The sequence below is a fragment of the Prevotella amnii DSM 23384 = JCM 14753 genome, from assembly GCF_000378745.1.
In the GTDB taxonomy this organism is placed as follows: Bacteria; Bacteroidota; Bacteroidia; order Bacteroidales; family Bacteroidaceae; genus Prevotella; species Prevotella amnii.
In genome coordinates this window covers 1-15,156 of record NZ_KB905276.1, presented here as the reverse complement: position 1 = coordinate 15,156, position 15,156 = coordinate 1, and the positions used below count along the sequence as shown (strand labels likewise).

7 protein-coding genes, 1 tRNA gene and 3 pseudogenes are annotated in these 15,156 nt (G+C 40.3%); 9 read left to right on the top strand and 2 right to left on the bottom strand.

The window, feature by feature from the left end:
* Positions 1–25 precede the first annotated feature (25 nt).
* The gene (locus F596_RS0105565; protein ID WP_019036176.1) at positions 26–856 is read right to left on the bottom strand and encodes a CPBP family intramembrane glutamic endopeptidase; all 831 of its coding nucleotides are present in this window, start codon (positions 854–856) and stop codon (positions 26–28) included.
* A 51-nt stretch (positions 857–907) separates the two neighbouring features.
* Positions 908–1,849, bottom strand: a complete 942-nt coding sequence (locus F596_RS0105560) for a bifunctional riboflavin kinase/FAD synthetase (protein WP_019036175.1) — start codon at positions 1,847–1,849, stop codon at positions 908–910.
* Between the two features lie 370 nt (positions 1,850–2,219).
* On the opposite strand from F596_RS0105560, the gene F596_RS0105555 reads away from it, so the two are divergent.
* The 9 genes and pseudogenes from F596_RS0105555 (at position 2,220) to F596_RS0105510 (ending at position 14,939) form a co-directional block, all read left to right on the top strand.
* Positions 2,220–2,293: transfer RNA gene (locus F596_RS0105555), tRNA-Ile, on the top strand.
* A gap of 179 nt (positions 2,294–2,472) precedes the next feature.
* Complete coding sequence (locus F596_RS0105550; protein WP_019036174.1) at positions 2,473–4,455, top strand: Eco57I restriction-modification methylase domain-containing protein; 1,983 nt, start codon at positions 2,473–2,475, stop codon at positions 4,453–4,455.
* Positions 4,455–7,814 carry a DEAD/DEAH box helicase family protein gene (locus F596_RS0105545; protein ID WP_019036173.1) on the top strand — a complete coding sequence of 1,120 codons (3,360 nt, stop codon included), beginning with the start codon at positions 4,455–4,457 and terminating at the stop codon, positions 7,812–7,814. Before F596_RS0105550 ends, F596_RS0105545 begins: the two co-directional genes overlap by 1 nt.
* A gap of 114 nt (positions 7,815–7,928) precedes the next feature.
* Positions 7,929–8,306 (top strand): annotated as a pseudogene (locus F596_RS12140) (ISAon1 family transposase N-terminal region protein).
* Positions 8,272–9,264: pseudogene (locus F596_RS10880) on the top strand (ISAon1 family transposase). The pseudogenes F596_RS12140 and F596_RS10880 overlap by 35 nt, the downstream one beginning before the upstream one ends.
* Positions 9,254–9,997, top strand: a pseudogene (locus tag F596_RS11485) (peptidoglycan DD-metalloendopeptidase family protein); the annotation flags it as partial. The pseudogenes F596_RS10880 and F596_RS11485, both read left to right, overlap by 11 nt.
* A gap of 914 nt (positions 9,998–10,911) precedes the next feature.
* Entirely contained in the window at positions 10,912–13,266 is a 2,355-nt protein-coding gene (locus F596_RS0105525) for a TonB-dependent receptor domain-containing protein (protein ID WP_019036169.1), read from the top strand.
* 43 nt (positions 13,267–13,309) lie between these two features.
* Complete coding sequence (locus F596_RS11830; protein ID WP_154648178.1) at positions 13,310–13,540, top strand: hypothetical protein; 231 nt, start codon at positions 13,310–13,312, stop codon at positions 13,538–13,540.
* A gap of 1,078 nt (positions 13,541–14,618) precedes the next feature.
* Complete coding sequence (locus F596_RS0105510; protein ID WP_019036166.1) at positions 14,619–14,939, top strand: ATP-grasp domain-containing protein; 321 nt, start codon at positions 14,619–14,621, stop codon at positions 14,937–14,939.
* The last annotated feature ends 217 nt before the right edge of the window (positions 14,940–15,156 follow it).

The following is a 15,156-nucleotide window of genomic DNA, read 5'->3' as shown; positions in this document are numbered from 1 at the left end:
TCTGTATTGTTTTTTAAAGTTTTTATTATGCTTTTTTCAGGTGTAAGGCTAATTGAAAAAGAGAAGGAATAAAGATGCAAAGAGAGAAAAATATACCTCCATACATTAGCTGGTTATTACCATGGAAAAAATCTATAAGTTTTCCATCAGATATTTCAGGCATAATGTGAAACATTATATAAGCTATAGTATTATTTACCCAATGTACAATAACTCCTGGTATAATGCTATAAGTGCGATAATACATCCAGCCAAGTATTAACCCTATGATAAAAGCATGAATGCCTTGTGCCAAATTGAAATGAATAAAGCCAAAGAGAAAAGCTGAAATAATAATACCTACCCAGTGCTGTTTACCTTTAAAAGCCTTGAGAAGTAAGCGTAAGATGGCTCCTCTAAAGACAAGCTCTTCTGTAACAGGTGCTAAGATACCTATAAAAACATATCCCCATGGCTCTTTCATGATGTTTTTAAACAACTCTTCATTTTGTTTTGGCATAGTAAGATTAATGTGCTCATAGATATATTCAAAAGGAAGGATAGAACCTATAGCTAAGAGTATGGCCCAAGTAAGTACTGCCCAAGGGCGAGATTTTATATAATTAGTAGAAATAATTGCCCAGTTGAGTTTTAAGAAAAGTATTATAGTAAAAATGCTACTAAGTGCGTTTATTATGCAAAGCAAAATGTTTTTTTCGCCTGTGCTAAGACCTGCCATTATAGTTCCTACACTTTGGTGTGAAAACCCAGCATATATACTCGCACAAATAATATTAAAGCCTATTTGTAATAAAACGAAAATAGCAACAAAAAGAATACTGTATAAAACACTATGTAAAAATTGTTTATTTACCATTTATTTATATATTTGTTTTTATTGAGAGAGTTTTTTTAGAATTGTTTCATGTTATATGCTTTCCTTTAATATTTCCTCACATTGCTTTTTGTCATTAGCTAACTGCGAAGAGAGAGCAGAAAGGGTGTCGAACTTCCTCTCTCCTCTAACACGCTGAATAAAAGATACTTTAATGTTATGCCCATAAAGAGATTTATTAAAGTTGAAAATATTAGTTTCTATGCAAAGAGTTTTGCCATTATATGTGGGACGAACGCCTATGTACAACATACCATTTAGCCATAATGGAGAAAGGTCTGTTTTTACTTTTACAGCATATACCCCTTCTGCAGGTATAAGCTGAAAGCAAGTTTTTCTATCTATGTTTGCTGTAGGATAACCCAGCTTATGACCGTTATGATATCCTTCTATTACTTGTCCCTCTATAACATAATTATATCCAAGAGCTTTATTAGCTGCTTTTATTTCACCTAAAGTTATTAATCGTCTAATTACAGATGAGCTTATATGCTCTTTATTACTATTAAGCTCTGTTGCTTTTATAACTTCTATTCCCAATTCTTGCCCATACCGTTGATAATCTTCAAAGCTTTCTTTACAGCCATAACCAAACTTATTATCATAACCTATAATAAGTTTTGTAACATGTAGCCGCTCTGATAGTATAGATTGCATAAAGTCTTTTGCGTGGAGTAAGGATAAAGCTTTATCAAAATGAAGAATTATACAAATATCCACTCCTGTAGCCTCTATAAGTTTAATCTTTTGAGCAAAAGAAGAAAGAAGAGATAGGTGCTGATGGGTATGTAATACTTGGCGAGGGTGATTATCGAAAGTTATAACTGCTGATTGCATATCTGCGAAGCGGGCTTTTTGTTTCACCTCTTCTATTAAGAAGCGATGCCCTCTATGTACACCATCAAAGAAGCCTATTGTTGCTACTAAAGGAGGAAGATTATTGTTAACCTCATCATTTAAGTATATTATTTTCACTATGTATTCTTTTGTTCTATTGATAATTTTAATATATTATGGATTAACCATATATTATAAGGTAAGTGTTTTTTATAAAAACCGAAACTTATATACATCTTTTTGCTTTTTAGGCATTCACTCTAAGTTATAATATCCTTCAGCTATGCTATAATATTTACTTCTAAGAAAATCTTTTTTTTATTTGTGCATTATCCTTGCCTTTATTAAAAGCATAAGAAATATCTTGTGCAAAGGTACATAAAACCACTCTAATGATAAGGCTCTATTACCAAAATAGTGTTAAAACGAAAAAAAATAAACAGCTACTGTGTGTTTTTTCATTTTTATTTATTACCTTTGCAAACGTAAATAAAAACAAACATATCGCGGACTTGTAGCTCAGTTGGTTAGAGCAACAGACTCATAATCTGGAGGTCACAGGTTCAAGCCCTGTCTGGTCCACAAAAACAATTGATGAGTTACAGTAATGTAACTCATTTTTTTTGTCTTGTAGCTAAATTTAAACTACCCTTATTAATAAACCTCACATAAAAAAAGGTTTTTCTCAAGAAGAACAATTCCACTTATCTAATATTTTTTTGTAAATTTGCGAGAAACATTCGTTTTATATATTTCCTACTATGTCCGAGATTATAGATATACTCGAAAATAAATTGCTGCAAGATGAACCAGGACTGCTTGAAGTACTCCTCATAGACCATACCACCCGAAATAATATCTTTTGGGCAACGGACTGCTATGCCTACTACGGTCAAGGCTATGAATGGCATGACAGCATAACCGTGGAGACCATAACGGGAAAGCATGGCAATGTCATCATGCCACGTGCCCTAAAGAGCCGCGATGAACAGCTGCGCCGCTCACGGCAGATGGCAGAGGTGTTTACACCGGCATGGATTGTGAGAAAGATGACTGATGTAATGGACAAGGAATGGACAGCCTTTTATGAGGAAAAGAAGAAAGATGCATGGCAGGGCTATGTGCTTGCCACCGTATTGGAGATAACCTGTGGAGAAGCTCCGTTCCTCTCCTCTCGTTATGATACTGTCTCGGGCGAACTTATCCCTATGGCAGAACGGTTTGGCGCGCTCGATAGGAAGCTGCGCAAGGTGAATGACAACTGCTCAGACGACGAGTGGACGCGTTGGGCACTTTTGGCTTTGGGCAGCGTGTATGGCTATGAGTGGCAGGGAGACAACCTGCTGCTGGCGCGCGAAGCCTTGCTTGCCACCTTTAACGAGTATCACGAGCAACGGTTTGGCACAAGGGCGGATAGCTCAACGCTGCTCAAGGCGGCAGAGATAGTGTCGTGGAATGTTTGGCAAATGGATGGGCTGAAAGCTGTTGTCCCCTGTTCTTGTCATGATAACAGACAAGTAGTCAGCGACTTCTTCGTAGGACAGACCACCACCGTAACCCCCTGCCTTGGTTGCGACAAGAACGACATTTTGCTTCATAATGGTTTGCGTTGCCGTCTGCGACGCTGGCTGCTCTCCAGCTGCGATATGCCCGACCACTTCGACTGCCTTTATCTCGACTTTATTACCAAGAACTATAAAACTCATAATAAAACTAAATGGCCTATGAAATTCGATTTCGTTATTGGGAACCCACCATTTAATGAAGATACAGAAGGTACATCAGATAAGCCTATGTATAATTACTTCATGGATAGTGCATATCAAGTTTCGCCTAAAGTTCTACTCATTACTCCTGCACGATTTCTTTTCAACGCAGGCAAAACACCTGCAAAATGGAATAACAAGATGCTCAAGGACAAGCACCTTAAAGTCTTTGATTATTACCAAGTGAGTGGCAAAATTTTTCCAAATACAGATATAAAAGGTGGAATTGCCATTACTTACCATGATAAAACAAAAGAGTTTGGGTCTATTGATGTCTTTACGTATTATTCAGAACTAAACTCCATATACCATAAAGTTGCACCTGCTGTAAAAGAACACTCGCTGTGTGATTTATTCTATATGCAAAACAAATTCAAATTAGACGTACTCTATAAGGACTATCCACAATATAAAGATATAATAGGAAGTAATGGAAAAGAAAAAAGATTAACGGCTTCCATTCTTTATCAATTAGGTTTATTCAAAGATATAAAGAATAATGACAATTGCGTAGCAATTATAGGAGTCATAAACAACAAACGGGTTCGCAGGTATATAGACATTAAGTATTTGGACTTACGTAAAACAAATTTAAAGTTTTGGAAAGTTCTTGTACCAAAATCAAATGGATCTGGAGCATTGGGCGAAGTATTATCTACACCGTTAATCGGCGAACCGTTAATCGGCTATACACAAACTTTTCTTGGAATTGGCGCATTTGAAAAAGAAGCCGAGGCTCAAGCTGCATATAAATATATTACAAGTAAGTTTGCCCGAACTATGTTAGGTATATTAAAGATAACACAAGATAATCCACCAGAAAAATGGAAGTACGTCCCTATGCAAGACTTTACTTCTTCCTCCGACATCGATTGGACGAAGAGCGTGCATGAAATAGACTTGCAGCTTTATAACAAATACGGGCTGACCATTGAGGAGCGCAACTTTATAGAAACTCATGTAAAGGAGATGGTCTAATGAAAACACCGAATATACAAACCACCCGCGTGGCTCTGCCACAGATTTATGCCTACACCACGCCAGAGATAGCCCGCCATAATGGCTGGGTAAAAATAGGCTATACGGAACTAAAAGATGTGGAAGTCCGTATTAAGCAGCAATGTCACACGGCGAATATTGCCTGGGTATTAGAATGGTATGGTAATGCGGTGTATGAAGGCTCTAATCAGAGTTTTATTGACAAGGCTTTCCATGCCTATTTGAACAAGCTGGGATATGAACAGAAGCCCCAAACGGAATGGTTCAAGATAGGCACTGAGGAGTCGCGCCATCGCTTTTATGACTTCCGCGCTAACCATGGTGTGGTAAAAGGCAAGGCCACTCAGCAGTATCAGTTACGAGACGACAGCCAAGGGGAAGCGGTGCGTAAGACGGTGGACAGCTTTACCAACCGCCCTCAGACCGAATACCTTTGGAATGCTAAGCCTCGGTTTGGCAAGACGCTGGCAGTCTATGACCTGTGCCTGCGCATGAAGTTCAAGAATGTGCTCGTTGTTACCAACCGCCCTGCCATTGCCGATTCGTGGTATTCCGACTACTTGAAGTTCGTGGGGGACGAACGCTATCTTTTCGTCAGCCGTGTGTCTGCCCTCCTTGAACGTAAGGATGCGCCTTGTCTCACGCGCCAGCAATATTTGGAATATATCACGCAGCCAGACAGGGTGAAGAACTGTATAGAGTTCGTAAGTCTGCAAGACCTGAAAGGCTCTATCTATTTCGGCGGAAGCCACGACAAGCTGGGAGAAGTAGCCCAACTCAACTGGGACTTACTGGTCATTGATGAAGCCCATGAATGGGTAGATACCTATAAAACAGATGTTGCTTTCGACCAAATCAGGCGCAAGCATACCCTTCACCTCAGCGGTACACCATTCAAGGCATTGGCCAACGAGAAGTTTCCACAGGACGCCATTTTCAACTGGACGTACGCTGACGAGTGCAAGGCAAAGGCATCTTGGGACGAAAGCCGGGGCACCAACCCCTATGCCGAAATGCCACGACTCAATATGTACACCTATCGCATGAGCGATATTGTAACGGAAAAGGTACGTGAGGGTGTGGAAATAGATGGCGAAACCGAGGTGTATGCTTTTGACCTGAACGAGTTTTTCAGAGTTGAACGTGGGCACTTTGTTCACGAAGAAGCAGTAGATAAGTGGATTGATGCATTGAGCCGTCAACAGCGTTATCCTTTCTCCACTCCAGAATTGCGACAAGAACTGCGCCATACTTTCTGGTTGCTCAACCGAGTGGACTCTGCTAAGAAACTGGCAGAGAAACTAAGAGACACCCAGCGTCACCCAGAATTTGCCGACATCGAGATTATCGTTGCAGCTGGAGACGGAAAGACCGACAACGACGAAGTGATAGAGGACGAGAATTCGCTCAACCGTGTGCGCAAAGCCATCGCTGAGCATCCACAGGGAACTATTACCCTTTCGGTGGGGCAGCTCACAACGGGCGTAACCATCCCAGAATGGACAGCGGTATTGATATTGAGCAATATGAAAAGTCCTGCCCAATACATGCAGGCTGCTTTCCGTGCACAGACACCTTATTTATATGTAGATACCAATGGGGTGTATCATCGTAAAGAGAACGCTTATGTCTTCGATTTCGACCCAGCAAGAACCCTGACCAATTATGAGGAAATGGCGAATGGACTTTCAGCAGATACGGCTTCAGGAGGTGGCGATAGCGACACTCGCAAGCAACATATAAGGGAGCTTCTTAATTTCTTTCCTGTTATTGGCGAAGACGAAGACGGCGAAATGATACCGCTCGATGCCGAACAAGTGATGCTTATTCCGAGGAAGATACGCTCCAAGGAAGTGGTGCGTAGTGGATTTATGAGCAATTTCCTCTTTGCCAATATCTCCAGCATTTACAGTTGTTCTTCTGGTATTATCAACATCATCAATCAATTCACCCCAGTAAAGACACCTAGGAACAGCGAGGTAGACGCCAGCGAGGTGGAGGAGCTTTCGCACGATATGGACGAGGAGGGCAATGCGCAACCCGATCCTGCAAAAGTTGCAGTGGTGAAAGAGAATCTGTTCGGTGATAAAATATATGGAGAGCCTAAAGATAATCTTGATGGCTTCATAGCAGAGAGCATACAAAGATACAGTCAGGCCAAAGAGCGTCAAGGCAAGAGCGCCGAAGAACAAATGATAGACAATGTGAGCAGTCATCTTACATCCGTATTACTCTCTGCTGCCGATAAGGGAGCGGAAGAAGCACAGGAGGACAAACTGACGAAACGCAATCAAGGCATGGCATCCGTCCGCATCAAGAAAGCAGTTAATGAGCAAATAGGCACCCATTGCCATCAGGCATCCATCGACAAGAAAAAGATAGACCGCCAGTGTGAATTGGATTGTCAAGGTAAGACGACCCAACAGCAAAAAGACATCAAAAATAAGGCAGAAGCTGATAAAAAAGCCATTGATGATAATTTGGCCAACACCATCCAAGATAAGGCGAAAGACTTGTTGGATAAAGGTTCTGAAATTATTGCCGACACTTATGAACAACAGCGTATTGACAAAAAGAAAGTTAATACGGACGAGCTGATTCGCGATCATCTTCGTGGCTTCTCACGCACCATTCCCTCGTTCCTGATGGGCTATGGCAACGAGGAAACGACCTTGCAGAACTTCGACAGCCATGTGCCCGATGAAGTGTTCCTGGAAGTGACCAGTATCACCAAGGAGCAGTTCCATTTGTTGCGTGATGGTGGAGACTATACTAACGAAGAGACAGGCAAAGCAGAACACAGCCCAGGCCATTTTTTCGACGAGGTGGTGTTCAATGATTCTGTGCGTGAGTTCATGACATTGCGTAAGCGGCTGGCCAACTATTTTGACCCGGAGATAGAGGAAGACATTTTCAATTACATTCCCCCGCAGAAAACCAATCAGATATTTACACCGAAATCAGTAGTAAAGAAAATGGTTGACTTGTTGGAACAAGAGAATCCAGGGTGTTTTGACGATCCCAGCAAGACTTTTGCCGACCTCTATATGAAGTCGGGACAGTACATCACGGAGATAGTGAAACGTCTTTATAATAGCGAAGGACTACGCAAAGCCTTTCCTGATTCAGAGACACGTCTGCGCCATATCTTCAACCATCAAGTGTATGGGCTGGCACCCACGGAGTGTATTTATCGTATTGCTCTGCGCTACATCCTTGGCTTTGACGACACCATACACATTGCCACAGAGGAACATCATCTGCGTATGGCGGATTCCTTGCCTGCCGCGAAAAACGGAACAATGGAAGAGCTCTTGGATAACATCTTTAAGGGCTGAAACATAGAAAGGCAGAAATTCTTTATGATAAGCTATAAAAGGCTCTGTAGAATTTTTCTGGGGAATAATTTGCTATTTATCTTAATAATTCCGACCTTCGCATCATGGAAGAAAATATGTTACGAGACCTTGGCAACTCTTGTGTTGCCCAGTAAAATATTAGAGTTTTTTACTATTGTTTCTGTCCGTAAGGTCGGATCAGAGTTTCATATTAGTCTTGACGAACGTATGGACAAGGCTTTGGCGGATGATGCCAACTTCGAGTCCAAAGGATTCATGGAAGCAGTAAATATAACCGACTTTCCGATCCGAGACCATAAGGTTATATTGAAAGTTCGTCGAAGACGATGAACGGACTTGCTCACGGGCAAGAGCTTTACGCCTCCCATCGCTTTAGACATGGTAGCTCAAGGCACCCGTTACTCCAAGGAATTTGGAGCTTTTTTAAAAGAAACGTATGGAAACATCCCCCGTGACCTGCCTTACGCTTGAGGATTTCTATCATATTGACGGACATACATTTGAGAAACAATATAAGGAGGTTCTAAGCGATTTCCGTCAATGGGACCAGGCAGAACATACCGATGAGTGGCTGCTATTTCCTGACAACATCGGCCCCTCTCTGGCTATTGATGAAACTTCCCTATCTAACGGCGAGCTGTACACTTTCGTGACCAACCGTGCAGCAAGGACACGGGAAAGAAGTATCGAGGCAGTAGTTGCAGGGACAAAGTCAGAGGAAGTCATAGCAGTACTGGATAGGATTGATGAGGAGAAACGCTCCTCTGTTGAGGAAATCACCCTGGACCTGTCCAACTCCATGCGCAAAATAGCCAGAAGGTTGTTTCCCAACGCCAAGCGTGTAATCGATAGGTTCCATGTACAAAAGTTAGCATGCGATGCCGTACAGAAATTACGTATCAAGTACCGCTGGGATGCAATACAGCAGGCAAACGACGAAATGGAAGAGGCAAAGCTCTGCGATAAACCATACAGCCCATACCGATACACTAATGAAGATACAAGAAAAGAGCTTCTCGCCAGGTCAAGATATCTGCTCTTCAAGTCCGCTGACAAATGAACAAAGCGTCAGAAACTGCATGCTAAAATTCTTTTTGAACAATATCCGGACATCCAAAAGGCATACGGACTGTGCCATTCACTGTGCATGATTTTTGCCAAGAACACCATCAAGGATGCAGCAAGACTTTCCATGGCAAGGTGGTACAATAAAGTTGAAGAGGCAGGCTTTCATTCATTCAATGTCATTGCTGCCACATACTACGAACATTATGATGAAATATTGAACTTCTATAATAACAGGTCTTCGAATGCCATGGCAGAATCGTTCAATACCAAAATCAAACTTTTCCGAGCTAATCTAAGAGGAGTAGCAGACAAGAAGTTTTTCCTATTCAGAATTGCAAAACTATACGCCTATCCCCACTGATTTTCTACTGAGCCGGAAAGACCCAGTAAAGCGATGCACTGCTTTCCATAACGGTATCGACCTCGAATGCAACCATGCACGGGTCTATGCGATGCTGCCCAGCATCATCAAGGAAGTTCACTATGGAAATAAAGGTTACGGTAATTCTATCGTGCTGGTCATGGTACCTTTGAGTGTCTGTACGGACACCTTGATCAAATCACCGTAAGGGAGGGCGATGTGGTGTCGGCAGGAACCATCGTTGGAATTTCTGGGAACACGGGCAAAAGTACCGGCCCCATCTTCATATCCGAATTAGGAAAGCTGGGAAGAGCATCGATCCACATATTCTCATTAACTATATCAATGGCTATATCACGCAGCTACAGGACAAGATGGCATACGTCAGATTCGGGACAAAGCCCAACAAAGAATTGAACATCGAAAACCTGATGGTCGTTCTCCGACAGTATGATGTGAAATTTCCACAAATAGTGGCAGCGCAAGCCATGTTCGAAACAGGCTATTTCACTTACCGTATGTGCCTTGAAAACAACAGCCTCTTCGGGCTTTGCCGCCCCAGCGATGGCAGCTACTATGCCTTCTGCTCGTGGGAAGAGAGCGTCAAAGCCTATAAAGATTATGTGCAGTATAAATACAAAGGTAGTAACTACTATGACTTCCTATATAGACTTGGATATGCAGAAATAGAGGATATATCTCAAAGTTGATAAGCCTTGAAAAGAGTTTTTAAAAGCCAAAGATTCTATTCGGCGAAATCAAGGTCAGTATAGTCGAGAGACGCATAGCACAGAAGAAGATTTACATTGCGCAGAGAAACTTGGATGGACTGAATCTTAGACTCTCTGCTAAAGGGTGATAGATGCTACATAGGAAGTAATACAAAAAATATAATTCTTCTATAAATCAGACGGTTACATTCAATCGACAGGTGTGAGACTTTGTTATGATACAATTTTGCAGGATTATAGTATAGCAACAATCCATAAGTAGCTGATATTCAATATTGTCTATTGTATGATGGTGCCCACCATTCGCTTTTTTTTGAATTTAATAAAAGTAAATTAAATAAAAATAGTTATAAAAAATAAAAATATATAAGAAAAATTTTGTATTATTGCAAAATTAATGAGGTTAATATCTAGTGAAGGAAGTTTTTCTTAAATTGGATTCATATTAGCCTGACAGTTTTTAACAAATGACTGCCCTCCATGAGTACAATAATCAAAATTAATATAACTAATAATAAAATAGGTGAACAAATCTAATTTATACAAAACAAGTATGAGTATATGGAATTCTCGTTCTACTATCAATTACGGGAAAACCAAGAGTATTGGAGTAAACCGACGTATAACACTTGAACTCAAGAGGGGGATTTTGCGTAGGCAAAAAGCATTGTTGCTGCATGTGTTGCCATACCGTTCTCTTTACCTTCTTCCCCACCCTATATTCCCCTCACTTGAACATTGCAGAAACTCCTTGAAGAATATTGAGACCAAAATGGATAAGACTGCGAGTCAGTGCAAGCTATATCTTTACCATCGACAGGGTGTTGTCAGACATCAAAATAGCCTCCATGTTAATACCTTGAACATATTGAGTATTTTTGCTTTCTTACCCATCTAACTTTCTAGATTATTTATTATGAGACTTAAATATATATATTCTTTTGCTTTATTAATGTTGGTACCTTCTTCAGTTCTTGCACAAAATACTGTTACAGGTAAGGTAGTAGGCTCTTCTGGAGAAGCACAAGATGCGATGGAACTTATCTTATGGCAAGATAGCGATATTGTTAAGAGGGATTATACTCAGCCAGATGGTACATTTTGCATCAAAGATTTGAATGGTTTGTATCGCCTTCAGATTGCCTCTTTGGGTACCATTGCTATTGACACTGTATTTGTTGCTGACAAGGATGTTAACTTAGGTGTCCTTCAGATTAAGAATGAATTTAGTCTTAATGAGGTTACTGTGAAAGGTACCCGAAGAGTAATAAAAAAAGAAGTAGATAAGATAATCTATAATGTATCGCAGGATGAGTTTGCCCAGAATAAGAGCGCAATGGAAGTCTTGAAAAAAACTCCTAGAATTACGGTAGATGAGTCTTCTGGTACCCTGCATATGATTGGAAGAAACGGAGTCAAGGTGATGTGTGATGGAAAACTCATCAGTACAGAAGAATCAGCCACCTTGATAAAAAACCTTCGTTCTTCAGAAATTGAAAAGATAGAGGTTATTGCTATCCCTTCTGCTAGATACAGTGCCAATGGCAATTACGGCATGATAAACATTATTTCTAAGAAAGACCCTACTAAAGGTCTTCAAGGTACATTGAGCAATGATCTTATCCGGAGTAACCGATGGATGGAAAGCCTTTCTGGAAATATCAACCTGAATTACAAGAAATGGCAATTCCGCATAGGAGTGCTTCCTGAATATATGAGCGGGACCAATGAGTTACAGGAAAGTTACATTTATTCCGATCATGAGATTCAGCGCAACCAGAATTTGGAGATGAAAGTGAAACAGGTTTCAGCCAATACTATCATCAAATATCTGCCTTCTGATAATGTTGAATTGGGAGTAATACTCAATGCAGGGGTAAGCAAGGTTCATAATAAAATGTGGCAGTCTACTCTCAATAACATTGCTGAATTAAAGAGCACCTCAATAGAGACGAGTTCTGTCAACAAACCTCTGAAGAAGAATTTCACCTTAACTGTTTATGGAGATTTCAAGTTGGACTCTCTCGGGAAAAAAATTAATATAACTTACAATAGTCACTATCGCAATCAGACGATTCATGATGATAATACATCTCTTGTCAATGATAGCAATATGACATTTCAGAATCGAGGCCTATATCAATTCCGTGCCAATTCCATTCTATTGAATATGGAAATGCCCTTCCGTAAAGGTAAGCTGGAGTTTGGCCTGAATGACCAGTTAGTGAATAATGACAGCCGCCTAAACTATATTGGTGACAGATATACAATCATCGATGAGACGACCGACGATTTCAAATATAAGGAAAATGTGGCATCAGCTTACGTCTCGGCTACTTGGAGTGTGAGCCCTCATTGGGTGTTGAAAGGCGGATTACGCTACGAGTACACCAATCTAAAGGGTGAAACAGGTAATACTAGTACGAAGATGGAACAGAATTATGGAAAGTTGTTTCCTACAGCCTTTGTCATGTGGTCTCCTAGCGACAATCATCAGTTCACGCTAAACTACAGTCATAGAATACAGCGTCCTTATTTTGAGGATCTCAATCCAATGGTGCGCTTCTACGACGTGAATTATTATTCGGCTGGCAATCCTAATCTGAAACCGGAAGTTTCCGACAATATGGAAATTGGCTATACCTTGAAAGGCAATTTGAATATCATAGCTTGGGGCAACCACATTTCCGACTGCTTTGACTATGTGCCTATCGTAAATGCCGATGGCGTAAGATCCGATATGTCTCTCAACAGCAACAAGGTATTGAAAGGTGGTTTCACCGTAAGTTACAATTGGATGCCTTTCCAATGGGTAAATGTCTATATGCAGGGAAGTGCGTTCTATAGTTCTACAAAATGTACAATGGCTGAACTAAATATCCCCAACAAAAAAGGTTTCGGCGGTTCATTCAACGTCTATACAGGACTGATGCTTAACAAAGCACATACATTGATGGCGGAGATGTCGTACTATCAATTGCTACCATCCTGCGACAACCTAGTGTTCACTCACGGCATGGGCAACTTTACGGCCGGCATACGCTATAGTATGTTGAATGACCATCTTGCGTTCTCATTGCACGCCAATGATATTTTTGATCAGAATATTTCGAAATCGACCCGATACTTTGATGAATATAAGTTTAAATCGAAAGCTAAAATACATGCCCGCAATATCAATCTTACGGTAACTTGGAACTTTGGCAAAACGGGTGTACATGAAGTAAACCGACAGACAAAAGATGTACTTGGCAATCGAGATAACAAATAAAATAGCAACACTAGATTTCCGGAAAGTATAGTAACGATGGCTAATGGCGAGACCATCAATGTTTTCAAAACTTGCCGTAATTAATTTAATAACAATTATGAAACTTAACAAATTTAATTTGAATGACAAAATGAACGTTGAAGAAATGCGTCAGGTCAAGGCTGGTAGTGTATCCACTACTTCAACAGGATCAGATGGATCTTCAAGTTCTTCTTCTACTAAGTGCGGATGGGATTCAGATAAGGGCGGTTCAGCTCACGATACTGGCTTCTAAATATAGTTAATATGCGGCAGATATCTCTGCCGCATATTTAACCTAGAAACAGACATATCAAAAAATGTCTCAGTGTATATAAAATATGGAATATCGATAGTCTTGTTGTTAACTTCAATAATAAGACCTTCATAAATACTTAAAAAAGATATGGCAAACATCTAATTAAAGCTAGCTATACAGCAAGGTTACGGTATAAACATCTACAAGGAGATTGTGACTACTATAGTACGAGAGTAGGGCATAATGCTATCATGTGAGGAACACAAGCTTCACAGTCCCACAAGCTATTGTCAGTTGATACAGATAGTCGCGGTTTATAGGAACAGCACAGTGCTAGTACTTGAGGCTGGCAATATTAAAATCCATGCTATTTTTAGTCAAACTCTTGACAAAAGCAGCAGAAAACTCTTAAACATGTTCTGCAATGGATTTAAATTTCCTTAGAGAACTTCGAGGCTGTTCGCCATATACGGTAAAACTCTTTGTCCATGAAATGCTCCTTGCTTGCATCGGTAAATGAATGAGTATAAGCTATATGAGTTTAAGAAGAATAGTGTAAGTCTCCTTTTAGGATGGTCACACTAACTTCCTATATTGACAAAATTGTGTGTCATAGCGAAATTTGGGTTATGAAAGATTGTACTTGTGAAGACTTGATAGACGAAACTCCCATCTGCTGCTCATCTTTGCTTCAGGGTAGGATACTCGAGTAAAAAACAAAGCACAGGTAAGGAGAACGGACAAATCACGATACCAAGCATGTAAGTACAAAACTCTTGGATGCTCTGTTGGTTGCATTACATACGAAGGGAAGAATCTTACAGGAACAGCACGTATCCAATCATAAAATAGATTCCGAAAGCTGAGAGGTTAAGTTGCTAATATAAGAACATGCATATGAAATTCCTATTCTACTATATAATAAATATAGATGTCAAGCCGACCTATGCGGTTGCACTTATCTCTCAAAAAGTGAAGGCTGTTTTTTTACCATTATCATAGGAGTGAGTGAAATATTAATAATAATACTGTAATAACCAAAAATGGCAAATAATTTTTACGTATCAATAAAACAATGATATTAATTTTCTCTATTAATCACGATGCATCAACAAATCAGGTCATCGACTGGCTTCATTATTACAACGAAGATGTGCTCCGTATAAATGGCGATGACAGCTGTTATAGTTATGTGGGTTCTGATGAACATGAGATACTATTCCGCAATAATCTTACAGGTAAAGTCTATAATTTAAAAGATGCCAAGGCATGTTGGTGGAGAAGGACAGCTTTACGGTTTGAGCAGCTCTATTCTAAGAAGAAAATTGAGGCGTATAGCTCATTTTGCAGGATGATTTTGAGAAGTATGTATCCTATAGCTCAAATTGCAGGATGATTTTTTCCGATGTTTCTTCGTTGAAGCAGCTTACATATTGTACCTTTGGTTTGCAGTTTGAAGCGTAGTGAAGCTCTGCTGGGGAGCAACTTCATAAGGAATAGAACTGCGCAGATTGACAAGTATGGGCAGGAGTTGCTATCAACGCGGCTCCTGCTTTTTCATACTTAGAGATTCTGCTAATGCCAAGAAAAACCCAGAAATGAACCGCTTGCGG

Coding starts and splice junctions, on each gene's coding strand:
- F596_RS0105565 (WP_019036176.1), bottom strand. CDS start 856: ATGGTAAATAAACAATTTTTACATAGTGTTTTATACAGTATTCTTTTT.
- F596_RS0105550 (WP_019036174.1), top strand. CDS start 2,473: ATGTCCGAGATTATAGATATACTCGAAAATAAATTGCTGCAAGATGAA.
- F596_RS0105545 (WP_019036173.1), top strand. CDS start 4,455: ATGAAAACACCGAATATACAAACCACCCGCGTGGCTCTGCCACAGATT.
- F596_RS0105525 (WP_019036169.1), top strand. CDS start 10,912: ATGAGACTTAAATATATATATTCTTTTGCTTTATTAATGTTGGTACCT.
- F596_RS11830 (WP_154648178.1), top strand. CDS start 13,310: ATGGCGAGACCATCAATGTTTTCAAAACTTGCCGTAATTAATTTAATA.
- F596_RS0105510 (WP_019036166.1), top strand. CDS start 14,619: ATGATATTAATTTTCTCTATTAATCACGATGCATCAACAAATCAGGTC.